This is a genomic window from Psychrobacillus sp. FSL K6-2365 (assembly GCF_038003165.1).
Lineage (GTDB): Bacteria > Bacillota > Bacilli > Bacillales_A > Planococcaceae > Psychrobacillus > Psychrobacillus psychrodurans.
The window spans coordinates 886,360-913,242 of record NZ_JBBOOO010000001.1 but is presented as its reverse complement, the minus strand read 5'-3'; the positions used below and the strand labels follow the sequence as shown (position 1 = coordinate 913,242).

Here is a 26,883-nt window from a genome sequence, read left to right as displayed (position 1 = left end):
AGAGATGACAGCATGCAGACGACTTCTGCCGTATTAGTAGCGAATTTTAAACACTGGGGAATTCATCATATTTTTGGCATTCCGGGAAAGGCAGTATCACCTATATTATTCGAGATATTACACCATGATTTAGAATTTGTATTAAGTAAACATGAAGCAGCAGCAGGTTTTGAAGCTACCGGTTATGCCCTAATGAATCAGAAAATCGGGGTCGCAGTTGGTACTTCTGGACCTGGTGGTACTAACCTGATTACTGCAGCCGGTCAAGCAAAGGCCTCTAATCTACCACTATTAATTATCACAGGACATCCCTCGATGAAAGATACTGGTAAAGCAATGGGTCAGGACTCCAGTCTATTCGGAGCTGACCTTGTAGATATGTTCAGATCTGTTACAAAGTTTAGTGCAAGAGTAGAACGAGGCGATATGCTACAACCATTTCTTCAGCATGCGCTAGAAAAAGCTATGTCCGGTGTAAAAGGACCTGTGCATCTGTCTATTCCATTTGATATTTTGTTGGAACAGATTGAACCATTCCAACTAGATTTACCATTGTCTTATGAAATGATATCTCCTATAACAAACGAAGTAATCGATAGATTAAATCTGGCAAAACGTCCTCTTCTATTTTTAGGAAAAGGTGTTCATTCAAGTAAAGCCTATGATGAAGTACAGCATCTTGCGGAACATTGGAACATCCCTGTCATTACAACTCCAGGAGGAAAAGGAGTATTTCCTTCCAGTCATATACTTTCATTAGGAGCATTCGGATTGGGTGGTACAGACGAAGCGACCGCATACTTTCAGGAGAATGTTGACCTACTCCTTGTAATTGGTTCAAGATTAAGTGATATGTCCATTGCCGGATTATCTGAAGGGATGTATCCCGAGCACATCATACACTTCGACTATGATCCAACGTTTATCGGGAAATCGATTCCAGTTCCAACTACTCCAGTTCTTGGTGATATAAAAGGGAATCTGAAAGTTATCTTAAAGGATATACCTAAAACAGATAGTTCAGCATTTTTAGCGCCAATCGAGGTGATTCCACTTCAGCATAATAATCCAGGCGAGCGAATCTCTGCAGTCCAAGTATTAAGGGCAATGCGGTATGCACTTCCAGAGGATGCGATTATTTTTGGAGATGATGGCAGCCACTCTTTTTACGGTATTAAGTACTTTGACATTTATAAACCCGGAACTTTCTTTTTTGATGATATTTTTGGTGCAATGGGTAATGGTATTGGCTATTCCATAGGTGCTAAGCTAGCAGCCCCAGAAGAAACAATTGTGTGTTTAGTTGGGGATGGTTGCATGTTTATGCATGGTACGGAGCTTTCTACGGCATATAATTATAACTCCCCAGTCCTATTTATTGTTTTGAATAATGGACGATTGGATATGGTAGAAAAAGGAATGCAAAAAATGATTGGCTCATCTATTGGCGGTGTGTATGAAACTCCGCTCAATGTTACTAAATTTGCTGAGTCTATGGGATTAGAAGCATTTACATGTTATAACTCTACTGAATTAACCGATAGTATAAAAGAAGCGTTACATAAGATAGAAGTAACGAACAAACCGATAGTGATTGAAGTATTAGTAGATGAACATGAAATTCCACCAACTATGGGGAGGCAATAATATGGAAAATAACAAGCGTTACGAGGCCGGATTAGATGCAATGGAAGAATTATTTTCACAAGATGTCCGAAATGGTATGGAAGGAATCAAAAATATTTCACCTGACCTTTGGGAGATGATTGTGTCCTTTGGCTTTGGAGATCTCTACTCTAGAAATACGCTTTCCTACTCACAAAGAGAAATCATTACACTCACAACTCTTATCACCCAGGGTGCATTCGATCAGCTTAGAGTTCACTTGCAAGCAGCATTAAATGTAGGTCTGTCAAAAGAAGAAATTATTGAGATTATCATTCACTGTGCCGGATATGTTGGTTTTCCAAAAGCTGTTCATGCAATGGGAATTGCTGGGGAGATTTTCGAAGGGGCATAGGAGTAAACTGTCCCTGTGTAAGACACAATTAGCATTATTCAATTCGTTGCGCAGGGATTTTGCTTCACTTACATCAATAAGTACTATTAAATACATATTCAAAATGCCATAGTGCTAACCTCCCTGTTCTCTATCACATCAATTTAGTTCGATATGAGCCAGACACATAACACACAGAATTGTAGTCTATTATCAGAATAGTGTAGAATTGTTTCTTACACAGGGACAAATAATAACTCCACCCAAGATTATTTACTTGAGTGGAGTTATTTTTAAATCTTTGAGCTTTTTGAACTTTAACTTTTTTATAATGTCTATGCTAATCTTATTTAATACTGAATTGAAGTCAATTATCAGAATAGTGTAGAATTGTTTCCTACACAGGGACACATTGTACCCACTCTTTGGTTTCATTTTGAAGTCCAACCCAATCGTTTTCCTCAATGAACTTTTTCTTCACAAGAGAACTTCCTGCTCCAACTGCATCTGCTCCGACTTCAAAATAGCTTTTTACAGTCGATAAGTCTATCCCACCAGTACACATAACTGGTATGTGACTAAGGGGACCTTTCACATCTTTGATAAACTGAGGTCCTAACACAGAAGCTGGGAATAGTTTTACCATCTCAGCCCCTGCTTGAATCGCAGAGACCATCTCACTTGGTGTGAATACACCAGGTACAAAGAATATTTTCTGTTCTTGTGCATACTTGGCTACAGCTTCATCAAAATTCGGTGCAACGATGAACTCAGCTCCAGCTGCTATTGCATCTTTCGCTTTTTCCACTGTTAGTACAGTTCCCGCACCTATAGAAATATCGGAACTGTATTTGGTACGTGCTGCATTTATAATATCGGCTGCTCGTTCTGTATCCATTGTAATTTCAATAGAACGTATGCCACCTTCGAGTAAGGCATTTATAATGTAATCACTTTTTTCATAAGGAATCTTCCTTAAGACGGGGATGATCGGAACCTGCGTTAATTGTTCGATTTCCATCAAATCACGTTCCTTTCAAAGTTGTTTTTATACTATCTCTCAATCACATTTAATAGTCCTAACTTTGCCTGAACTTCTTCTAGATAGGGAAGCCCTTCGTTATCTCCTGAAACTTGAACGACCATAGATCCTATTGTATTAGCAAATTCTAAAGTTTTTTCAATCGGCCAGTTTTGAAGCACTCCATATAAAAAACCTGCATCAAAGCCATCTCCAGCCCCAACTGTATCCACTACTTTTACAACCTTCGGAGCTTTCGAGTGAAACCATTTTCCATCCAATAATACAGAAGCCCCGTTCTCCCCATCCTTCATCACTATTTTTTCACATGAGTAATGGCTAAGTTCTTGTATAATCTCTTCCGTCTTAGTAGTCTGGAAAATCAGTTCTAGCTCTTCCTTTCCTGCCAGTAAATAGTCGACATAAGGTAAAAAGGATATGATGGTTTCTCGTGCTTCTTCCTCTGTCCATAAACGAAGACGAATATTTGGATCGAAGGACACTTTAACGCCATTTTCTTTTGCTATTTGTATAGCTTTTAGAATGACATTCCGATTATTTTGATTGATGGCTGGATAAACACCTGTTACATGCAATATTTTCGAGCTTTTTATGTAACCTACAGGAAGAAGATCAGGTGTAATCGTTTCCGTAGGTGATTTATGACGATAGTAAAAGGTCTTCCCAGTCCCAGATTCTTGTACTTCTTTAAAGTTAAGTGAAGTCGGATAACCTTCCTCTAAAATCACTTCTCCTACATCTATCCCTTCACCTCGTACAGTATTAACGATATGTCTTCCAAATTCGTCTTTCCCTAGACGACTAATCCAACCTGTTTTCAAACCAAGACGAGCACAGCCGATAAGCACATTTAACTCCGCTCCACCAATTTTCCGTTCAAATTGATTGACGAAACGTAATGGGCCTTTTGAAACCGGATCGAAAGTGATTAAACCATCTCCGATAGAAATAATATCCATTTACAATCTTCCTCTCCCAAAAACAATCATCATCTACCCATCCAACCGCCATCAACGACTAAGACATGACCGTTGACATAATTGGAAGCAGATGAACTTAAGAATACAGCGGCTCCAGCGATATCTTCTGGTGCTCCCCATCTCCCCGCTGGAATTCGTTCCAATATAGATTTACTTCTTTCTTTATCATTGCGAAGTGCTTCTGTGTTGTTAGTTTCAATATATCCCGGAGCAATTGCATTAACTTGAATTCCTTTGGAAGCCCATTCGTTTGCAAGCGATTTGGTAAGTCCTGCAACTGCATGTTTACTCGCTGTATAGGCAGGAACATTAACTCCGCCTTGGAATGATAACAGAGACGCAATATTAATGATTTTCCCTTCACCCTTTTCAATCATTCTTCTGCCTATTTCTTGAGAAAGGATAAAAATAGAATTAATGTTAACATTCATGACTCTCATCCACTCTTGCTCATCATACTCAGCCGCTGGTTCACGGTAAATAACTCCTGCATTGTTGACTAAGATATCTACATGGTGGTCAGCTAGTAAAGGTTGTAGCTGTTCTCGAATTGTCTCAACTTTACTTAAATCTATTAAGATCGTTTCATATGTACCTCCAACCTCCTCGATTTTTGCCTTTGTTTCCGACAAGTTATCTTGATGTCCGAGTAAAAGTACATGGGCACCTGCTCTAGCTAGCCCTACTGAAATACCTTGCCCAATACCAGTGCGAGCACCAGTCACAAGAGCTGTCTTTCCCGTTAATGAAAAAATATTTTGATGATTAGTCATTACCATTCCAACTCCTTTATTATTATCTCCCTAGCCAACCGCCATCAACGGCAATTGTGAATCCGTGTAAATAATCTGAGGCATTTGATGATAAAAAAATTGCTGTCCCAGCGATATCCTCTGCTTTGCCCCATCGTCCTGCCGGTATGCGATCTAGTATTTGTTTATTACGTACTTCATCAGCAACGAGTGCTGTATTCATTTCGGTGTCCATATATCCTGGTGCAATGCAGTTAACATTGACGCCTAATCCTGCCCACTCATTTGCCAATGATTTAGTAAATTGCATAACCGCACCTTTACTTGCCGCATACGCTGGAACCGTTAAACCACCTTGGAAAGATAATAATGAGGCTAGGTTTATAATTTTACCTGATCCTTTTTCAATCATATGCTGTCCAACTTTTTGTGCTAGGAAGAATACTGCATTAGCATTGACATTCATAACGAAATCCCAATCCGCTTTGTCAAAGTCAACTGCTGGGGATCTACGCTGAACTCCTGCATTATTGATTAGAATATCAATTTTACCCATCTTCCCAATGATTTCTTCCACCAATTCATCAAACTTTTCTATTTGTTGAAGGTCAAATGATATTCCAATTGCTTTCACTCCAACTGCCCTAATACTCTCGAGATATTCTTCTTGGATATCCCTGGCAATGACAACGATATTTGCACCAGCCTGTGCAAGACCTAAAGAAATTGCTTTTCCTATTCCTTTATTTCCTCCAGTTACCACTGCTACTTTTCCTGATAAATCAAATAATGGATTCGTTGTTCTCATCTCCTACATGATCAAATTGATAAAGTACTTTAATCGCTTCAGAAGGTGTCACCAGTAAATCGAAGCCTTCTTTTGCTTTCTCTGGTGGAAACACATGTGTTATCAATTGTTCGAAGTCTAAATTATTCACTAAAATCTGCATCGCAAGGTCAACATCTGTAGGTGTATAGACGCGAACAAACCGAACAGTCAGCTCTTTGAACATCCCTTGAAGCAATTGAATTTCTGCTGGTTTTTTATAAGCCGCAACAATAACAATCTTTCCTTTTACTTTTACTATATCGGTCACTAAATCCAGTACGCTTGGATGTCCTGCACAATCGAATACTATATCTGCACCTAAATTAGACGTAAGTGCTCTCACTTCTCTTTGAATATCATCCTTGATTGGATTAAGTGTATGAAAACCTAACTCTTTTGCCATCTTCAGACGGTCATCGTTTGTTTCAATAACTGTAACTTGTGAAGCTCCGTAATGACATAACGTCAACGCAACACAAAGTCCAATCGTACCTGCTCCAAAAACCACTGCACGGTCTCCCGCTTGATACCCACCTTGTCGAATCGCATGTACAGCAACTGAAATTGGTTCAACCAATGCTCCAGTTTTTAAAGAAACTTCTTTCGGTAATGGCACAATACAATGATTAGGCACAGCTACATACTCAGCCATTCCACCATCTGAATCAATTCCTACCAATTTTAAGTCTTCACAAACGTGAGGATTTCCTGTATTACAAGGATGACATTTTCCACATGACAACAATGGATTGACCGTCACTTTTTCTCCAACTCCAATTGTCGGGTGCTCACTAGCGATGGTTCCTGAGAATTCATGCCCCATGATTAATGGTGATTTTGCACGTGGATGGGTTCCCGCAAATATATTTAGATCGGTTCCACAAATCCCCACGTGGGAAGTTTTTATCAATGAATAATTTTCCTTTAAATCTGGTTTGGGTACTTCCCTAAAAGAGACATCGTTAGGTCCCGTATAGACAATAGCTTTCAAATTACTTCCCCCACTTCGTTAGTAAACATAAATCGGCCATACCGATAACGAATTATCGAAATGACCGATTTACCTTGACTAATGATTTATCATTATCGGCCTTACTTCACTAATCCAAAAAGCTCAGGGATAAATAGTGAAATAGAAGGAATGTATGTAACAATTATCAATATAGCAACTGTTACTACAAAGAACGGTATCAATGGTTTAATGATACTTTCTATCTTCAAGTTTGCGACCTTAGCTCCAACAAATAACACTGGCCCTACTGGTGGTGTGATAGTTCCAATGGACAAGTTAAATATAAGCATAATTCCAAAATGAACTGGATCCACACCAAAGCTCACAGCAATCGGTAAGAAGATAGGTGTGAAAATTAATACAGCTGGAGTTGGATCCATAAACGTCCCAACAATTAACAAGACTAAGTTCATAATCAATAGAATAATATAAATGTTGTCTGTCAAAGCTAGTAATGTATCAGCTATTATGCCTGGTATATTAGTAAAAGCCATAACCCATGACATGATGGAAGATACGCCGATTAAAAAGATTACAATCGAAGTTGTTCGAGTAGAATCTAACAGAATCCTCGGTAAATCCTTTACCTTAATTGTTTTATAAACAAAGGAAAGTAATAACGAATACACAACTGCAATTGCAGAACCTTCTGTTGCAGTGAAAACGCCATAAATAATTCCACCAATTACGATAATGATTAAGAACAAACTTGGAATTGCATCCAGAAATACACGCAACGCTACTCGTAACGACACTCTTTCATCACTTTTATAACCACGTTTTTTAGCCATAAAGTAAGCAACAATCATGCAACCAAGACCCCACATGATTCCTGGAATATATCCAGCCATAAATAATGCAGCTATTGATGTACCACCACTTACCAAAGAGTAAACAATTAAAGTATTACTAGGTGGGATAAGCATACCAGTTGGTGCAGACGCTATGTTTACTGCAGCATTGAAATTTCTGTCATATCCTTCTTTTGCTTGCAAAGGGCCCATCGTACTACCTACAGCAGCTGCAGCTGCAACTGCTGAACCACTGATTGATCCAAACATCATATTGGCTACAATATTCGTATGCGCTAGAGAGCCAGGTAATCTACCACTTAATACTTTCGCACAATTTATAAGCCTTAACGCTATACCTCCGTTGTTCATGATGACACCAGCCAGTACAAAGAATGGTATTGCTAGTAACGTAAATGAATTGGTACCAGCAAACATTCTTTGAGCTGATGTCAAAAGAGAGTTGTTGAAATCCATAATAGAAATCATCGCTAAGACAGAAGCAATCCCCAAACTTACAGCAATTGGAGCACCGATGATCAATAAAAATGCTACACAGATTAATAGAATAAGCGCGGCTTGCAAAGCTACATCCATTTTACATTCCTCCTTGCAAGTCGCTCTTAGCTTTTGGTGTTGTTGACAGATCAATTTCTTCTAAAGATTTTTTCTTTGTTACAATCAAGTAAATACTATTTATACAATAGTAAACAATAAATATTCCGCTTAAAGGAATGGCTGCATATAAATAACCAACGGGAACATGTAGCGTAGCATTCATTTGATTCCAAGCAAGGCTAGTCGCACTATATCCGCCCATAATAAGAACTAATACAGCAAATACAATTACTACTAACTCGATAAATACTTCCACTCCCATTCTCATCTTGTCTGGAAACTTTTCACGGACAAAATCGATTGCCATATGACCATTTTCTCCAAAGACAAATGCAGAACCAAACAAAGTTAGCCATACAAAACAATATTTCGCCAATTCCTCTGAGAATACACTTGGGCTATTAAATACAAATCGGGTCACGACTTGCCATGTGACAAGTAACACTAGAAAACTAAATAGCGCTATACAAACAACCGCTAATATTTTGTCTAAAACTTTTTTTACTGTATTCATAAAATCACTCCGACCTATTTAGCAGCTTCTCTTACTTTGTCGTAAAGAGCTTTTGCACCTTCAGATGATAATTTCTCTTCTAGTAACGGTTGCACTGCATCTTGGAATACCTTGATATCTGGCTTATTGAACTCTGCACCATCTGTTTCAGCGTCCGTAATCGCTTTCTCTACTTCCGTATCCCAAAGATTAACAGCATTATCAACCGCTTTCGCAAATCCTTCTTCAAATATCTTTCTATGCTCTTCTGACATTCCTTTTAATAGATCATTATTTATTATTAAATAGTCGGGAATCATCAAATGCTGTGTATAAGAGTAGTATTTAGCAATCTCACTATGCTTTAAGTTCGCATAGATTAACTCATTGTTTTCTCCACCCTCAAGTACTCCTGATTGTAGAGCAGTATAAACTTCCCCTTGACCCATCGGTGTACCGACGCCACCCATTTTTTCCATCATTTTAATATTTGTATCACTGTCAATGATTCGAACTTTAAGTCCTTTTAAATCTTCTGGTGTTTCAATCGGCTTAACATTGTTGTATACATTACGGATACCTCCGTGGAATGCACCAACTACAGACATCCCTTGGTCTTCAACAGAACTATATAGATTCCCTATGATATCTGAATTGTTAAATACGGATAATTGATGATCTTTTGAATCGAATACATATGGTAGATTGAATACAACGAATTCATCGTTAAAGTTTTCCATTAAACTACCTGCTACAATGGACATCAAAATTGTTCCTGATTGAACAAGTTCAATTGTTTCTCGTTGGGCACCCAACAATTCATTTGGATACATTTTAATTTCATAAGCACCGTTTGTTTTTTCTTTTAACTCTTCTCCAAACTGCTCCATTGCTTTATATTGTGGATGAGTATCTGGTTGATTGAAAGCAACCTTCAACACTTGTGTTTTCTGTGATTCACCATTTACTGCCACAGTTTCGTCTTCACTACAACCAGTTAAAAATGCCGCCATCGTGAAAGCGATTCCAAAACCTACTATAGCTTTTAATCTTTTTTTCATTCTTTACACCCCTCATTTTCAAGTTATATTATTTATTGGATAATGCACTTGTTCCCCTTGTAAAAACCTAACCGCTTCTTCAGCAACTTTTCTTTTTAACTCCTTAGCTGACTCCTCGGAATACCATCCCATATGCGGTGTGCAATATAAATTCTCATGACTTAGCAGAGGTGAGTCCAAAGGAATCGGTTCAATCTCCGAAACATCCAGTGCAGCACCTGCTATCCATCCTTCTGTTAATGCCTTGTCTAGAGCATTTTCATTGATAATCCCACCACGAGATACATTTATTAAATAAGAAGAACGTTTCATCTTTTGTAATTCTTCTTCTCCTATTAAGTGGTACGCTGAGTCAAGTGGGCAATGGATAGACACAATATCGGATTCTTTTAATAGAGTTTCTAAATCTACAAATTGAACGAATTCAGGTGCACGGTTTATTCTTTCTTCCGTCATCTTGGGATCATAAGCTAAAACTTGACTATTTAGCGCATGCACGCGATTAGCGAAAGCAGTGCCTATTCGTCCGATCCCTATTATTCCCACCTTCTGCTCTGAATGGCGATAAACAGGAATACTCTTTTGGTAATCCCAAACTCCTTGTTTAACCAACGAACTCATTTGAGATACTTTACGGGTTAGCGTAAGTAGACAAGCCAGCGCGTGATCTGCTACTTCTTGTGTGCCATAGTCCGGTACATTACAAACCTGCACATCGTACTTAGTAGCAGCTTGGACGTCTACGTTGTTTACACCTACACCGTATCGGATGACGAGCTTTAAATTCGGACTATTTGCCAGAACATTCTCCGTAATTGGTGCGTATTGGTTGATCCAAACAGTGGCATCACGACATTGTTCAATCAAATCCTGTTCCGTCTTACATTGTTTCTTTTGGAACTTAATGGCGCTCTTACTTAGAATCTCTGTCTCAATTTCAATGTCGTAATGATCACAATCTGTAATAATCACAGCGTTATTAGCCACAATTCCACCTCAATTTTTATAAACTAAAAATGGTTATCTAATTTCTTTCATATCAACGAAATCCATATCGTCAAAATCCTGATTTTCCCCACACATTCCCCAAATGAATGTATAGTTGCTAGTACCGATTCCTGAATGAATAGACCAGCTTGGTGATAGAACTGCCTGTTCATTTGCCATTACAATGTGACGCGTTTCAGTAGGTTGCCCCATAAGATGAAAGACTCTCGTATCTTCTTGCATATTAAAATATAAATAGACTTCCATTCGTCTTTCATGAGTGTGACATGGCATAGTGTTCCAACCACTTCCCTCTTCCAAAACGGTCATCCCCATACTTAGTTGACAAGTTTCCAGTACGTCTGGATGGATGAATTGATAGATTGTCCGTTTATTCATCGATTTAATATCACCTAATGGTCGTGCAATAGCTTGGTCCTGGCTAACTTTTACTGTCGGATACTTTTTATGGGCAGGACATGAGTTTATGTAGAACTTAGCTGGATTGTTCGGGTCATTTGACTGAAAGATTACTTCTTTCGTCCCTCGACCAATATAAATACCTTCTTTACTATTAAGTTCCATTTTCTCTCCGTCTAACATAATAACGCCGTCTCCACCAATATTAATAACACCCATTTCACGTCTTTCTAAGAAATAAGATGCTGCAAGCTCTTTTTCAGCACTAATTGTAAGCGCTTTCTCTTTAGGCATAGCCCCACCGTAAATAATACGATCTACATGACTGTAAGTTAGTTCAATAGAGTCTTCCAAAAATACAGATTCCATTAAAAATTGATCTCTTAGCTTATCAGTTGTATAACCTTTTACATCTTCTGGATGATGCGAGTACATTATTTTCACTTCAAACACTCCTCTAAATAATATTGTTCCACCTAGTGGAACGCTATTCCATAATTAATCATAATATACTTTCAGAATACTTACAATACATATTTTATAAATATCTAAATTTTTTATCATTTACGGTCCTGTCATTTACAAATCATTTTTAATATCTTAAGATTGAAAAGAGAACGCTGCTTCAAGTAGATATAATTTAGGGGTGCAATTCATGACAAATGTACAATCGCTAGAAAGAGCATTAATGTTATTGAACACAATATCTGAGTATCCAGATGGAATACAGATTGCTCGTCTCTCAGAAAAAGTAGGGCTATCAAAAAGTACTATTCATCGTTTACTTTCTACGCTCCTAAATATGAATTATGTAGCTAAGGTAGAGGAAACCGATAAGTATAAATTAGGTTATCAAGTTGTTTATCTATCACGAAATATGATAAATAATTTAGATATCATTAACATTTCTAAGATTCACCTAGAGCAGCTCTCTAGTAATGTAAATGAAACAGTCCATCTATGTATTGAAGATAATGGAGAAGTACTTTATGTAGATAAAATTGAAAGTAATCAGACCATACGCATGTTTTCCCGCATCGGTCACAGATCTCCTATGTATTGTACTGGGGTAGGAAAAATACTACTGTCTGGAATGTCCGAGGATAAATACAATAAAATTGCTCAAAATACTATTTATACTTCTAAAACTGCTAAAACTATCCAATCTAAACAACAACTAGATGAAGAGATAAAACTTGTTAAAAAACATGGATATGCTTTAGACAATATAGAAAATGAAGAAGGAATTCGCTGTATTGCTGCACCCATTAGGGATTTCCAAGGTCGTATCATTGCAAGCTTCAGCATATCAGGACCAACCAGTAGAATGACGATGGAGCGCGTAAATGATGAACTGATTGATAAGGTTAAAGAAACAGCATTGAACATCTCCCAACAATATGGCTATCGTCCAGGAGTATAGTAATTTTTTTAGATATAAGCACTATGATATAAATTGAAATAGAATAGCTTAACACGCAAAAAGTGGCTGAAATATGATTTCAGCCACTTTTTAATTTTTCGCTTTATAATAAAAATGAGGAAAAAATTGTTTCCTACACAGGGGCACACAAAAATAAATAGAAGTCTTTCCATCGACAATAAGATGAAAGGACTTCTATTTAATGTATTGTTTTTCAGGACACATTCTATTGTATATCTACAACTTCCAATGCTGGCGGGTCGACTGGTGTCGTAATGATTGGTTTAGGAGTTACGAGCGCTAATTTTTTCTTTGAAGGTGTTTCGTATTTTACTTTCGTTGTGTTCTTTTGAACAAAACTGCCTCCACCAACACCGTATAACCCGTTATGTTGACCTTTGTAGCTGTACACCCGGTATTCATCGCCTTTTTTCAGTATACGAACAGTCGACAATGTACCATTACTTTCCACTTTTACGAGTGGGGTATCTGCTAGAATTGTTACTTTCCCGATTTGCCCTAACTTAAGCTCTGTTTTTCCCCACATTACTTTCGTTGCAGCTAGTGTGTCTGTTGGGATTGCCATAAAAAGTCCAAATATTAATAAAATTGATAGTGCTTTTTTTGTTAGCTTTATAATCATGAATATCTCCTCCAATTTTGGATAATTGATTTCAACTACTATTGTAATAGATATTTTATAATTATGTTACCAATTTCTAAAATAATCCAAAACGACATAGAACTTTAGTACATAAACTGGTAGTATGGTAGGGTGAAAGATTGTAAAAAAGGAGGAAGTTTAATTGGTACAAAGAAACCATTCAAACAAGAATATTATTATTAGTTTTCTTACGCTATTAATGATGTTGATACTACCAACATGGATAGCTGCTGCTCCAACTGATGAAGCTACAAACGTAAGTACTAACAAAACCTGGACTATCACTTTTAATAAGGCGGTAGATCCTACTAGCGTTAATCTCAACTCAGTTTATGTTTTGGATCAGTTTGATGTTAAAAAAAATGGTACAATTACCGTTTCACCAGATTGGAAGAGTGTAACAATTGCACCACCCGTGGAAGGTTATAATTTTTCCAAAACGTATACGTTACATATTACAAATAGCGTTAAAGATGAAAGTGGTAAACCTCTGTCATCAAACAAACAAAAGAAATTTACCATTGAAACTCCCGGTACATATGATATTGTGAATATCGCTTCCGATGGAACAACAAGTTTTGTTAATTCTTATGATTCATACGAAAATGCTTTAACTAACTTGAAATCTAGCCAAGGAATCCAATATAAGGATTCACTTGTTAAGATTCCAAGTGGAATGGTGATAACTAGAGCTCACGCCTCCAATGTATTAACGAATATATATTCGGACAAGCAGCTTACAAAACCAGTTACATATGTCATTTCAAATACGGAACTACCGTATATAAGTTCCACTGATACTTATGTGGAAGTTAATGTGGCCGGTAAAAACATGTTTATAAGTCAAGAAAATAGTAAATTAATTCCCCAGAATGCTTTAACAGGAAGATCCTATTATTCCGTTTCAAATAGTGAGCTAGTTCATTCGATTTATTCGACTAGTAGCAAAACCTACTCGTCTTATCAAATCGGAGCTGCTCCTGATTTCATGACAGCTGGTCAAAAATATTATAGTGTCGATGGTACACATTTTACAAACACATCGGGACAAGAAATCGGGACAAGCTATCCCTATTTCGAATACCTATCCGCAAGGAGTAAAACAACCTATACAACTGAAGAAATTGATGCGTATATAAGTGCTATGCTCCTAAAACTAGAAAGTGATTATCCAAATAATGTGCTATATCAACAAGCTTCTCAAAAAAGTAAGCTTATTGGGCTTGGTTCTTATCTTAAACAGATTGAAGAAACACAACATATCAATGCATTATTTATCCTAGCATTAGCACAGCATGAGAGTGCCTATGGATTAAGTAATAGAGCACAACAATACAATAACTTATTTGGGTTATATGTATCCGATAACAATCCACTTGCTAAGTATTTCCCAACAGTCGAATCCAATATTGATGAATTAATTAAGGCCTTTATAAATAAAAACTATCTTCCACCAAACGCTGGTTACGCAAACGGTGCTGTTTTTGGTAATAAAGCAATTGGTATCAATATGAAATATGCATCTGATCCATACTGGGGAGCAAAGGCAGCTGGTCATATGTATCGCATCGATCAAATGATGGGCGGTAAAGATTCAATTACAAAATACAAGCTTGGAATTACGAATACATCAGGTTTAAACGTTCGAACTGGACCTGGAACGGAATATACAGCTGCGTATAGATATACAAAAGCCGGAATGCCAATCACTATTTTAGATGATAATCTACCAGAAGCTGAGTGGATTAAAATTCTGTCGGATTCGGTGGATTATGAGGAACTATATATCCATCGTGACTATGTACTGGAAATTCCAGTTAAATAACATTGAGTCCACTCAAATAAATACTTGAGTGGTTTTTTAGTCCCTGTGTAGGAAACGACTCTGATTTCCTACACAGGGACTAAAAAATGCTAGTATCCATTTAGATACTAGCAAGGTTAATCTATAGAACTAATTTGAGATTCTTTTTCGTTTTAGTATTTTGGTAATAAAGAATATTATCTTTAATAAACATTACTTCAGAATGGATTGAGTTGATTTGCTTTTTTTCTTTTCCATTTAGCTTTACTTTATATAAATGGCCCCCATTAGAGTAGTTGCTATAATATATCCATTGGCCTTGAATAGCAAAGTATGGTGCTTTGTCTCCTAGAACTTTTGTTTTCTTTAACGTTTTTTTATCCATTTTATATAATAGATTGTCTTTGGAATCTGAATAATAGTACATTCCATCTTTTTCTACCATAGTATTCATATTATGAAAGTAATTGAATTTAGAGCTTGTAGCAACTGGATATGCAGTTTCATCCCATTGATGATCTACTTTTAGTTGCTTAGTATTTTTTAAAAAGTAATTATAATGAACACTTCCGGGCTTATTTGGGACCGGATCATCCCACGTGGTGTCGACATGATAATATTGACCATCTATTTTCACCATATTCCAAGAATGATTTCCGCCATTCGCAATCCCTGTTACTTGTATAGTTTGTACTCCTACCTTATTAAGTATCAATGCCATTGACTTTGTATAACCGTCGCAAACAGCGATTTTATTTATAAGGGCACCATAAGCTTCATAGGAATCATCGGAAACATTATTTTTTAAGAAGTTATCATAATCGTACGCAACAGATAATACGAGGTAATCGTGAATGCTCTTTACTTTTTCAAGGTCACTCATGCCCTTTCTGATATTTTCTTTTATTATTCTATCAACTTCCACGTTTACCTTTTTGTTTTTCTCTAAAATGACTTTTCTGTCAGCTTTGTATTTAAAGTTTATCGTTCCGTTTGAAGAAGCAGTTAGCCCATTGTAGTATGAGATAGAAGGATTATTTGCTACTGCCTGATTTACTATTTTTCCAATATCCTTATAACTAATTTTACTAGCATTAAATGTCGTATTTGTTTCAGCGTTTAGCAAACTTTTTATGATATTGTCATATGCCGTTTGTTCCTCGGACTTTGTGATAGTCATGGAAGAGGGTGCTGCTGCAAAAATATGCATTGGGGTAATACTTATTAGCAATACGATAGCAATAAGTAACTTAAATATGTGGTTCATCTTGACCCCTCCAGTTTTAAATTAATTATATTAAATATTACTATAACTATCATCCATAAATAGTTCTAAAATAATATTTATAAAATATAATTTCAAAGGAAAAAGCCCTAACATCTTTAATATATAACTAGTTATAAGGAATATATACCTAATCATAAATAAAAAAGAGAACTATTAGTGTTTGTCGTAAACATTTAATATTATGCTTTAAACGTTTTTCTTCTATTGAATGCTATCCAAAGACCAACTAGGATGGATGCAATACCACCAAATATTGTACCTATTGGGTAGGCTTCTCCTGTTTGAGGAAGATAGTTTCCTCCGCTAGTTTCATTTATCGTATTTGAATCATTTAGATTTCCAGCTTTTTCTGGCGTACTTGGTTCTCCAGTAACATTGGAGTTACCAGTATTATTTGGATTTCCTGAGTTGCCTGGGTTGCCTGGGTTGCCTGGGTTGCCTGGGTTGCCTGGGTTGCCTGGGTTGCCTGGGTTGCCTGGGTTGCCTGGGTTGCCTGGGTTGCCTGGGTTGCCTGGGTTACCCGGTTTACCTGGTCCGCCTGGTTCGCCTGGCTTACCTGGTTTTCCTGGTTCGCCTGGTTTTCCTGGTTCGCCTGGTTTTCCTGGTTCGCCTGGTTCGCCTGGTTTTCCTGGATTTTCTGGGTTACCTGGTTCGCCTGGTTTACCTGGTTCGCCTGGTTTACCTGGTTCGCCTGGGTTATCTGGATCTCCTGGTGTTCCCCCACCACCTGTTGAAATTCTAGCATTTGTTTTTTCAAGTGTAATGGTTTCTTCCTGTTTCTCAATAATTTCAAATGCTACCGGTGTTTTGTCTAACTTATATCCAGCTGGTGCTTTTGTTTCGATTAATTGATATTGTCCAACAGGTAAGTCTTTTAAACTAATCTCACCATTGTCGTCAGTTGTTAACTTCTCCACATCTATTCCAGTAACAATATCAAACAAAGGATTTCCGTCTTTATCTACATCGGTTGTGGCTTTCCTTAATTCGAATATTGCTCTTTTAAGCTTTAAGGATTTATTTGAATTATATTTTGTTAATAAAACGGAGCGATTTGTTTTACTATTTTCAACTGTTAGTTTTTGGATCGCTCCATTTACTCCTGTTTCCGAATCAAGTACAATTGTTTTTTCAACAGGTTCAAGAAGATAATCCTTATGCGCTTCTATCTCTACTAATTTGTACGTATCATATGGTAAATTAGTAAATGTTGCAATTCCATCCTTTGTTGTGGCTGTGTTTTTAATTGAACCATCTTCGTTAGAAAGCTCAAATTTAACGCCGTCTATAAGAATCGAATCATTAGAGGCATCCACTTTAGTGATAACAATTTCTCCTTGACCACGTTTGTTGGTAACAGGCACTTCTGTAAACGCGATTTGGTTATCAACTATTTTGAAATTATATTCTGTTGTGTCTAGTAAATAAAACTGCGGTGCTTTTGTTTCAATAAGGCGATAATCACCAGCTGCTAGATTCCCAACTTGAATTTCACCATGGTTATCAGTTGATAAGCCTGTAATTTCCTTACCGTTTATATCTATTGCGATTTCATAATTTCCCGATACTACATCTTTAAATAATAATTTAAATTCTGCACCTTCTAGTAGTGCCCCGCTATCGACGTCTGTTTTAATTAATTTAAAGGCATTAAGAATTTTATTATTCTTGATTGGTCCTATTTCTTTTGAAGTTGCATCAATCGTTATAGATATGCCTTTTGCATTTGCATTATCTATTAAGTAACCAACTGGTGCCTTTGTTTCCTTAAGAGTGTACATTCCGTATTTTACGTTTGTAAATTTAGCAATACCATCTGCATCTGTTATTACAGTATCAATTACAGTTTCTCCATCATAAAGTGTGAATTCTGCGCCCGATAAGAATTTAGTTGAATCATCTGCGTCAACTTTCTTTACTGTTAACTCACCTTGTTTGTAATTTGTCATCGATAATGAAGTTATTGTCATTTGATCTTTTTTAATTGTAAACTCAATTGGTGTTTTATCTAACCAATAGCTAGCATCTTTAGCTTTAGTTTCAATCAGTTGATAATCTCCAGGTTCAAGACCATCTACATAAATTTTCCCATCGTCTTTTGTAGTTAATGTTTTATGCTCATCAACTACTTTATAAACTCCGGCATCGTTAAAACGAAGTTCAAACTCAACACCCTCAAGAGCATTTCCATCTGAATCCGTTTTTACTAGTTCAAATGCTTGCTGAATTTTTTTGTTTTTAATCGTTAACTTTTCAACATAATTCTGCGTTTTCGGAGTACCATTATCTTTAATTGTAACTTTTTTTCTATTTTTATAATCTGACATCTCTAGATTATAACCGTCCGGTGCTTTTGTTTCGATTAAATAATAATCACCTTGTCCTACTTTTGTTTGGAATGTATAAACTCCGTCTATATCTGTGGTAACTCGCTCGATTAAAAACCCGTCAGTTGACGCACTCCAAAGTTCAAAAATAGCCCCTGATAATTTTTTCTCAGACTGATCATTATCAACCTTCGTAATTTCAAGTTGTCCTTTTACAGTAGATGCACCACCAGCAAATGTGAATGACTGGCTAAATTCTGCTGCATCATTTGAACCACTAGTAGTGTTCTTTGACTTGTAGGAAAGATCAACTTTATTTTCAACAGGTGTACCTGATGCACCTAAGAAATAGGTTTCATACTTCACAACATATGCTTTATTAATTTCTTTATTAAATGTAATTTTAAATGTTGAACCCTCTTCTTTAAAAGAAACATCAAAAAGCCCAGTTCCCGGTTCATGACAAGTTCCTTCTGACGGAGTAGAATTACTTCCACTAAAATTCATTTCACATATCTTGAAAGAATCCTCATAAACTAGTTGGTTTGGATTACCATCCGAGTCTTTGCCGATAGTATCTGTAATTACAGTATTACTTAACGTTGATTGACCCCAGTTTAGGTTTAATGTCCAATTTAACTTAGCTGAACTATTCTGTTGCTTAGCACTTTTAGAAATCAATTTTTGTGTATGTTCAACAGGTACATCTTTCGTCCATTTGCCGAAAGCCCCACCATTTAGTTGAGCATCATTTTGTACGATATCTTTTTGGTTATCTGGAGCATAATAATCATATTTATTTTGAGACTCATACACAATACGGTATGGCTCATTAATTTCTTTCATAAACGTGATTGTAAATGTATTTGCTAACAGGCCCGGTGTTAATGTGTAATCAGTATCTTTTACTAATTTTGTAGCTTCATCAATTGAACCATTGCCACCACCCGCTAAATTTAATGGATATACTTTAATTGAGTCACTATTTACTACTTGTGAATCTGATAATGTATCCGTAAATACAGCTGAAGTGATCTTGTCAAAGTTATAGTTAATTCCTACACTCCACTCAAACTTCTTATCTTCGTAGTTGTAGACGCCTGTTTTATATCCTTTATCTTTCTGCTGATTATTAATCTGGACAGTACTGCTGATATCCTTCACATAGTAAGTCTCTCCACCTGTTCCCCATTCTATATTACCAATATTTGTATACGTATCTAGATTTGTTGCACCTCTGACGTCATAGTCAGTTGTGTACGTAATAGTAATTGGTTTTGAGATTGGACCAGCGATGTTAAGTGTAAAACCACCTTTTTCATCTCCAAGTACATTCCCATCCTTAGGTGTAAGTATGTGTGTTACTGGTTGCCCATCCATCATTACCTTAAAAGTGGCAGGCACAATTTTCAGGTTATCGTTAAAAAATTCATCATCCAACACAATGTCATTCATCGTATATCCAGCGCTATTTAACAAAATTTCCCAATCTACTGTTTTGTTTTGATAATTGATATTTGAGTTGGTTTTAGTTAATACTTGCTGATCGTATGAAGCAGTCGCACCTTTTTTATCGGTTGATCGATCACTACGAACAATCTCATTAGTAATAGAAATATCTCCTGTCACTAGGTCTTTCGGTTGTGTCACGTATGTGATTGTAAACTCCTCTGTTGTAGGCTTCAAGAGAGTTAATACAAACCCAGTAGCTGAAGTTTCGACAGAGTAATCTGTATCAAGGGTAAGATTACTAACTTTAATATTACCAACGAACTCATGTTTATCAGCATTGGTTTTCCATGTATCTGTAATCTTTAAACCCGCTGCTAATGTTCTACGATTCTCATTTACCTTTATTGTCCAATTGGCATTTTCACCGCTTTTTTGTACGGACTTCGTTAAAGGAGCACCATAGTTGATTGGTATTGACTTTGGATCCGATGCCCCACCAAATTTGGCAGTATTCCCTAGCGTTTCCTGCTGTTCTTCTGAGTCACTTGGAATTGTTTTGTACTCGATTGTATAAGCAAACTTTCCCGTTAGATTTAATATGAAGTCATTTTTGTTAACAACTAACGGCGAAGGCGAAAACAGATTTGTAACATCAGTAGACGAAAGAACTGATCCATCAGTTCCTAAAGTTTTTTGCGTTACTTTGAGGGAAGCTGGATCATAAGTATGCTTTCCATTAAGAGTATCCTCGAATTCTATACCACTTCCAAGGTCATCCATTACCGTGTTTACGTCCACTGTCCAAGACACAAACTGACTGTTTGTCCCCCCATTATCTGCACTAACATTCTTAGTTACTTTTGTTCCGCTAATTGGTTGGAAGTTTAACTGGATTGTTTCATTAACACCTTGGTTCGGAAGAATAAGCTCTTGGTTAAGGTCTTTATTACTCGATTCGTATTTTGCTTGAACGCTGACGAAGCCGTTCGTTTCAATACCACCAGAACCTTCTTGACCTTGAAAACGAATTTCGTCATTAAAAGTAATGACTACATTTCCGCCAACAATATTATATACTCCGTATTTTTTTTTCGTATCATTATCAATTAAGTCTCCTGCCCCGCTTACAGCTTTCAACGGCGAAGGTAAAGAGTAAGTTAATAGAGAACCCTCTCCGTAATCATGCCCGTTATTCAGTGTAAAATCGATTTTCAATGAAAGTGTATCGCCCATTTTCGGACGATAATTTGGGTCCTTGAGATTTGTAGCTGAAGTAACCGTATGGATAACAGCAGGATCTACTAAAGGATTATTTGCTGTCGTAGAAATAGAGTTCAACTCTGTATTTTTTAGAGCTTCTTCCTCTTCAATATTTCCTTTCGCAGAACCTTCCTCATTTGTATCTGTTGTTTCTACTTCCTCATCTATTACCTCTGTCGAGGCGCTACTAGGAGCAGCTCCTTCTGGTACTTCTTCATCAGTTCCTTCTTTCGGAGCAACAGTTTCCACTCCTTCTACGCTAATTGATCCTGCAACATCCTCCAATTGGTTTGGTGCGATAGTTACGGTAATAAGCCCATCAACTGAAATTGTATAGGAGCCTATATTACCTGTTAAAGCACCAGAAATTGTTGCATCCAATTTAAGGTTACTTGGGTACGTGTATATAGCTTCTGTTTCGACGTTACCTGCAACAAAGATCCATGGAATACTTGCTTTACCAGTTTCGTCTACTGTGACTTCGCCAAATGTAAAGCTTTGACCGAGTGCTGAACTAGTATCATTATTTGCGCTTGTTGTAATTGGTCCTATAAAACTTTGCAAGACTAATAGAAATACTAGCGCTATAAAACTTATCTTCTTCATAGCTTCCCCCTGTTATCGTTTGTTTTTTAACTTTGCTTGAACGATTAACCGGTCGGTTGGATTTTTTTTGCCGAGTGGGGTGCAAGTTACTAATGTCAAGAGGGGTTCTTGTCCATCATCTAGGACTTCTATTTCTGTTCGATCTACAACAAAGGTGCGTACAATTTCAAATTCGTAGTTGCCTGACTCTGTTTGTATGTCCACACTATCGTGAAGTGTGAGCTCGTCTAATCGATTGAATTGTTTTCCATGGGTTGTAGAACGATGCCCTGCTAGCCCAATATTATGAATGCCTAATTGTTTGTTGGGTTCAATCAAGCCGATTCCTTTTGTTAAAGAATTTGGAGTTGCCCCTTCAAATATCATCATTTCCAAATCAATTTTGGGGATTCGAATGATCCCTCTTGAACCATCTAATAGTCCTAGCTCCTCATCATCAGGATTTGCTTTAACTTCTATTGGCGATACCGCCTCTTCATCGAAACTAGTATTATCCAGATTTTCAAAAGCCTCTATAAGCTGCTCCTGGTTCGTATCAAAAAACTTCTTCTCAATCTGCGGATAAAACAGTAGGAAGAAACCAAAAAGTAAAAAGCAAATACTGATGATTCTCCGCAATTTTACATCTCCTTTCACAATTAATACGTTCAATTCCTTTGTAGGTATCGCTAAGTTCTCCACATTATTGTTGGTGATTCTATCTTAAGATGTTTGAATTTTGTTCTCAGAAATACCCACTTAATAGTACCTGTTTAGCACTGAACAATTTCTGAACAAATATAAAAACACTTATTCCCTATGAATTGGAAATAAGTGTATAATTATTCGACAAAATACCCATATGATTTCTTTATTTTAATTGGTACTTCAATACTTAAGTCATCTCTTAATCTAGCTTCAATCATTTTATAAAATTCTTTCATCTTTTGACTATTCTCCATATTTTCATATAAAGCCAAAAGATTGTACATATACATTTCATTATAGCAATCGAGCTCAAGCATTTTTAGCAAACATTCTTCTTTTAGAAGGAAATCCACTTCACCAACAGAGATTATTTGTTCTAAATACAGCAGAACTGCCTGCCTTAAACGATGTTGAATAGGAGTGACCCATCTGAAATCTGATTCCTCCAAGAAATCACCTTGATATAAAACGAGAATTTGTTCCACCTCGGAAGATTCCATTTTATTATCTTTTAATAATCCTTCTAACACTGTACAGTCACTGTCTATCAACAAGCCTAATGAGTAGTGATCGTTATTAAACTGTACAGCATCTTCTAGACCTTGTTCTTTAAATGTCTTTCTAAGTTGGTACACCGTTGTATGAAGTAGCTTAGCAGCCTTTTCAGCATGTATATCAGCCCAAAGCTGTTCCATGACAATTGCTTTATGAACAGGGGCTCCATGATGCTGCCATAGAAATAGAAAAAGTTCTTTCACTTTCTTCGTGCGCCATTTAACGATATTTTGTTGACGGTCCAATAAATGAAAGCCACCGAAGGTTTTCATATAAAAGTTAGCTTCTTTAAAAGCTACCTTTTTTTTACTTTCTTTATATAGATCTAACTTTTCCTTCAGTCTCTCAATGGCTCTTTTAAGTCGTTTCTTATTTAGAGGTTTCAACAAATAATCAACAGCATTCACTTCAAATGCTTGTAGTGCATACTGAGCATGTGCGGTCACAAACATTATTTCTATATGACTGTATTTACTTCTAATAATTCCCGCTAGTTCGAGTCCATTTACTGCACCCATTTCCATGTCTAGAAAGATTACATCAACATCCATTACTTCTAGTTGTTCCAAAGCAAAATACGGGTTTGTAAACTTTCCAACTACCTCGACGCCACCCAATTCTTTTAGCATTATTTCATTGAAGTCTAAGGACATTTCTTCATCATCAATTAATAATATTTTCATTGTTATTTACCTCTGGCAATCGTATTGTTATTTTTGTTCCTTTCCCTTCTTCGCTTTCAAGATGTAAAGTTACACCTTTTATAAGTGATAGCTTCTTCAATGGATTGTTAAAACCGATTCTGTTATTTTTGCCTTCTAATAGTTCTTGTTGTTTTTCAAGGGGAATGCCAACACCGTTATCCTCAATCGTTATTTTGATGTTGGACAACTCTCGCTCAATTACCAGCTGTAAAGTCCCTCCATCTTGTTGTTTAGAAATACCATGCTGTATCGCATTTTCAACAAGCGGTTGTATAGTCATTGAAGGAATATATGTTTCAATTGTTTCGTCAATATCATATTGAATAGACAGTCTGTCGCCAAAACGCATTTGTTCAATTGCTAAATAGGATTGTACTAGTTCTACCTCATCTTCTAAGGTTACTAGTGAATGATGACCCTGAAAATCTAATTTTGCACGGAAGTAGATAGCTAGATGCTGCAGGGCATCTCGTGTTTTTTCTACATCGGTGTAGCTTAAACCAATGATCGTATTAAGAGTATTATATAAAAAATGGGGTTTTATTTGTGCATAATAGAAACTTAACTCATGATTTAAAGCATCTTGGGCAGATTTTTTCATCAATAATAATGATTCTACTCGAGCTTTTAACTCATCTAAATTTACTGGTTTTTGTAAAAAGTCATTCGCACCCATCTGGAAAGAAACGACTAGATCAGACAATTGTCCAGCGGCCGTTAATATTATAATAGGTAACTCAACGAGAGCATACTCCTCCCTTATAGCTTGAGATAATTCATATCCCGACATATTTGGCATCATTAGGTCCACAATGATTAGATCGATTGAACGTGTTTTTATGATATCCAATGCTTCTGTACCACTACTAGCAGCGATAACATTATATTTCAACGAGTGAATCATATTTATAAGAACTTTCAAATTTGCAGGTTCGTCGTCTACTACTAGAATGGTATAAGTTTTTGTTCCTGTCTCTTTATCAGATATGACTGTCGCAGCCTGAAGCTGTGTTACTTCTGTTGTTTCAGGGAAACTCATTTGCTCTGGCCACATTAAGCGTTCCTTCTCTTTTTGTTCCACTATCTGTTGTTCGCTCGCAAGAGGAACTGTAAAAGTAAAGCAGGAGCCCTCCCCAATTTCAGAGGAAACGGAAATACTTCCTCCTGAACTTTCTATAATATTTTTTGTGATACTTAGTCCTAACCCAAGACCTTTGGCATCTCCTGATCTACTGCTTTCAATTTGATAGAAGGAAGAGAATATCAATTCCAAGTGTTCTTTTTCTATCCCCTTGCCAGTATCTGTTACCGATACGTGCATATGAGTTCCTTTTACTTTCGCATCAATCGTAATGCTTCCTTGGTTCGTATATTTAATCGCATTATATATCAGATTAAAAAAGACTTGTTTAAGCTTTTGTTCATCTATGTAAATAAGCGGAAGATTCTTTAATGCATTATTTTCAAGACTTAACTGTTGCATCGGTGAGATTAAGTAACTCATTTCAGCAAGTACTTCTTCAACTATAGTAATGTTCACTGGACGTGCAACTGTACGAATATTTCCATTTTTAATGTTGGATACAAATAATAGATCCTCTACAATACTTGCCAATCGTTTACCAACATTATGTATTAAAATGACATTTTCCTGTTGTTGACGCTTTAAGGGACCATCGATTCCTTCCAATAAGGACTTAGACAGATTTATAATCCCATGTAAGGGCGTGCTTAGTTCGTGTGATGTCTTAACTAAAAATTCATCTTTTAGTCGATCATACAAAAGAAGCTCTTCGGAGAGTGCCTCCACTCTTTTAAAAGCATCTTGATAGCGATGACTCACCAGTAAGGACAAGCTAAATATCATGAGCAAACATAAAGCCGATAACAAACCTTTAACTTCGATTTCCAAAAGGAATTCTAGACCCAATACCAACCCATAACACATAAAGGTAGTCACAGTCAGTAACAAATACTCGGTATCCTCTTTCTTTTTAAAAAAAGCCCTCATCAAAACTATGAAAATATAAGCAAAGCATATAGCTAAAAGCAAAACAATTAAAACTTGTCTAATCTGCATTGGAAAATATTTAGTTGGTACAAAAATGGAATTATACATACTATATTTAAGTATTTGCATAAAGAGCAAACTGCTTAAGACAATGACTATTATTTTATTTACATATTGTTTAAACAAATGGTAAACAAACAACATGAAAAATAGCACGACTAAATGGATGATCAACAACTGTAATCTAGTCTGCTCTTTAGCATCAAACTCAGGAAATACTATAAAAAATAAATACTCGTTCAGCATGGAAGTATATAAACCAAGGGCGATACAAAATAATGCAAAGAACAATTCGTATATATACTTTTTCCGTTGTATAAATGTGAAAAAGTGAATTATCCCTAACAGCATATATCCTGAAATGATCATCATTTCTAGAAGCCTGTCCAATTCATGTTTGGCTATTATCGTTTCAGCCGTTCCAAACTTAAGGGGATGGATAATCCCACCGGTATAATAAGTTAAATTAGCAACTTGCACTACAATCTCCAGCTGTTCATTTACACTTTCGCCTATAACTATATATTTTCTATTATCATATATGAATTCTTCTTTACTCTTTGTAGGATTACCTGCTCCTCCTACTTCCTTCCCATTTATATAAACCTTGCTGGAGTTACGGATGGCGTACGCCTTTATCCCATAAGCCCCTTCCTCCGGCACATCTATAAGAAGTCGATACGTACCTATTCCATTTGGGCTTCCATCTTTTATACTGGTATTCCACTCTCCAGGCACTGTTATTTGCTCTCGTATTTCTTGGTAAATAGCAAAAACATCGTGATTAGGATTGGGAACGATTAATTGATCGGGATAAAATTCCCACTCCCCATTCAGCTCTATAACTGGATCATTTACCTCATCCCAATCCTCCAAAGTTAAAACTCCATTTTGTATTGGAGAGGTATGAGAATTTAATGATTGAAATGGCTTAACTACATATATCAATGTTATAAGAAAGATACTAATTGATAGAAGGATGGAAATCTTTCTTTTCACTAAATGACACCTCCATTTCCAAAATACACCTTATCTTACTGTACAATGAAAGCAATTAT

The 26,883-nt window shown here is 36.6% G+C and carries 20 protein-coding genes; 4 read left to right on the top strand and 16 right to left on the bottom strand.

The window, feature by feature from the left end; all coding sequences use genetic code 11:
- Positions 1–12 precede the first annotated feature (12 nt).
- Entirely contained in the window at positions 13–1,647 is a 1,635-nt protein-coding gene (locus tag MKY29_RS04500) for a thiamine pyrophosphate-binding protein (protein ID WP_340879112.1), read from the top strand.
- Position 1,648: 1 nt separating this feature from the next.
- Positions 1,649–2,020, top strand: a complete 372-nt coding sequence (locus MKY29_RS04495; protein ID WP_340879111.1) for a carboxymuconolactone decarboxylase family protein — start codon at positions 1,649–1,651, stop codon at positions 2,018–2,020.
- A 376-nt stretch (positions 2,021–2,396) separates the two neighbouring features.
- On the opposite strand, the gene MKY29_RS04490 is transcribed toward MKY29_RS04495, so the two are convergent.
- From MKY29_RS04490 to kduI, 10 genes are all read right to left on the bottom strand, one after another.
- Positions 2,397–3,020, bottom strand: coding sequence for a bifunctional 4-hydroxy-2-oxoglutarate aldolase/2-dehydro-3-deoxy-phosphogluconate aldolase (locus MKY29_RS04490; RefSeq protein WP_340879110.1), 624 nt, complete (start codon positions 3,018–3,020; stop codon positions 2,397–2,399).
- 32 nt (positions 3,021–3,052) lie between these two features.
- A complete protein-coding gene (locus MKY29_RS04485; RefSeq protein ID WP_340879109.1) occupies positions 3,053–4,000 on the bottom strand; it encodes a sugar kinase in 948 nt (315 codons plus the stop codon).
- Positions 4,001–4,029: 29 nt separating this feature from the next.
- Positions 4,030–4,794: a 2-dehydro-3-deoxy-D-gluconate 5-dehydrogenase KduD gene (gene kduD / locus MKY29_RS04480; protein ID WP_241595293.1), complete on the bottom strand. Its 765-nt coding sequence runs from the start codon at positions 4,792–4,794 to the stop codon at positions 4,030–4,032.
- 22 nt (positions 4,795–4,816) lie between these two features.
- A complete protein-coding gene (kduD, locus tag MKY29_RS04475; RefSeq protein WP_340879108.1) occupies positions 4,817–5,581 on the bottom strand; it encodes a 2-dehydro-3-deoxy-D-gluconate 5-dehydrogenase KduD in 765 nt (254 codons plus the stop codon).
- Positions 5,556–6,593, bottom strand: a complete 1,038-nt coding sequence (locus MKY29_RS04470; RefSeq protein WP_340879107.1) for a zinc-dependent alcohol dehydrogenase — start codon at positions 6,591–6,593, stop codon at positions 5,556–5,558. Before MKY29_RS04470 ends, kduD (MKY29_RS04475) begins: the two co-directional genes overlap by 26 nt.
- A 101-nt stretch (positions 6,594–6,694) precedes the next feature.
- On the bottom strand, positions 6,695–8,002 hold the full coding sequence (locus tag MKY29_RS04465) for a TRAP transporter large permease (RefSeq protein WP_093493950.1): 1,308 nt from the start codon (positions 8,000–8,002) through the stop codon (positions 6,695–6,697).
- A gap of 1 nt (position 8,003) precedes the next feature.
- A complete protein-coding gene (locus tag MKY29_RS04460; RefSeq protein ID WP_093493949.1) occupies positions 8,004–8,537 on the bottom strand; it encodes a TRAP transporter small permease in 534 nt (177 codons plus the stop codon).
- Between the two features lie 14 nt (positions 8,538–8,551).
- On the bottom strand, positions 8,552–9,577 hold the full coding sequence (locus tag MKY29_RS04455; RefSeq protein WP_340879106.1) for a TRAP transporter substrate-binding protein: 1,026 nt from the start codon (positions 9,575–9,577) through the stop codon (positions 8,552–8,554).
- An 18-nt stretch (positions 9,578–9,595) separates the two neighbouring features.
- Positions 9,596–10,564 carry a C-terminal binding protein gene (locus MKY29_RS04450; protein WP_340879105.1) on the bottom strand — a complete coding sequence of 323 codons (969 nt, stop codon included), beginning with the start codon at positions 10,562–10,564 and terminating at the stop codon, positions 9,596–9,598.
- Between the two features lie 33 nt (positions 10,565–10,597).
- Positions 10,598–11,428, bottom strand: coding sequence for a 5-dehydro-4-deoxy-D-glucuronate isomerase (gene kduI / locus MKY29_RS04445; protein WP_340879103.1), 831 nt, complete (start codon positions 11,426–11,428; stop codon positions 10,598–10,600).
- 211 nt (positions 11,429–11,639) lie between these two features.
- On the opposite strand from kduI, the gene MKY29_RS04440 reads away from it, so the two are divergent.
- Positions 11,640–12,407: an IclR family transcriptional regulator gene (locus tag MKY29_RS04440; RefSeq protein ID WP_093493947.1), complete on the top strand. Its 768-nt coding sequence runs from the start codon at positions 11,640–11,642 to the stop codon at positions 12,405–12,407.
- 226 nt (positions 12,408–12,633) lie between these two features.
- Here the strand turns inward: MKY29_RS04440 and MKY29_RS04435 are convergent, their stop codons facing one another.
- Complete coding sequence (locus MKY29_RS04435; protein ID WP_340879101.1) at positions 12,634–13,050, bottom strand: hypothetical protein; 417 nt, start codon at positions 13,048–13,050, stop codon at positions 12,634–12,636.
- 163 nt (positions 13,051–13,213) lie between these two features.
- Between MKY29_RS04435 and MKY29_RS04430 the strand changes: the two genes are divergently transcribed.
- On the top strand, positions 13,214–14,896 hold the full coding sequence (locus MKY29_RS04430) for an Ig-like domain-containing protein (RefSeq protein ID WP_340879100.1): 1,683 nt from the start codon (positions 13,214–13,216) through the stop codon (positions 14,894–14,896).
- Between the two features lie 121 nt (positions 14,897–15,017).
- Here MKY29_RS04430 and MKY29_RS04425 read toward each other — a convergent pair whose 3' ends face one another.
- From MKY29_RS04425 to MKY29_RS04405, 5 genes are all read right to left on the bottom strand, one after another.
- Positions 15,018–16,142: a DUF5050 domain-containing protein gene (locus tag MKY29_RS04425; protein ID WP_340879099.1), complete on the bottom strand. Its 1,125-nt coding sequence runs from the start codon at positions 16,140–16,142 to the stop codon at positions 15,018–15,020.
- A gap of 200 nt (positions 16,143–16,342) precedes the next feature.
- Positions 16,343–21,808, bottom strand: a complete 5,466-nt coding sequence (locus MKY29_RS04420) for a SpaA isopeptide-forming pilin-related protein (protein WP_340879098.1) — start codon at positions 21,806–21,808, stop codon at positions 16,343–16,345.
- Positions 21,809–21,820: 12 nt separating this feature from the next.
- On the bottom strand, positions 21,821–22,426 hold the full coding sequence (locus tag MKY29_RS04415; protein WP_340879097.1) for a class D sortase: 606 nt from the start codon (positions 22,424–22,426) through the stop codon (positions 21,821–21,823).
- A gap of 203 nt (positions 22,427–22,629) precedes the next feature.
- The gene (locus tag MKY29_RS04410) at positions 22,630–23,733 is read right to left on the bottom strand and encodes a response regulator (RefSeq protein WP_340879096.1); all 1,104 of its coding nucleotides are present in this window, start codon (positions 23,731–23,733) and stop codon (positions 22,630–22,632) included.
- Positions 23,714–26,824, bottom strand: a complete 3,111-nt coding sequence (locus tag MKY29_RS04405; protein WP_340879095.1) for an ATP-binding protein — start codon at positions 26,822–26,824, stop codon at positions 23,714–23,716. The genes MKY29_RS04410 and MKY29_RS04405 overlap by 20 nt, the downstream gene beginning before the upstream one ends.
- Between the last annotated feature and the right edge of the window lie 59 nt (positions 26,825–26,883).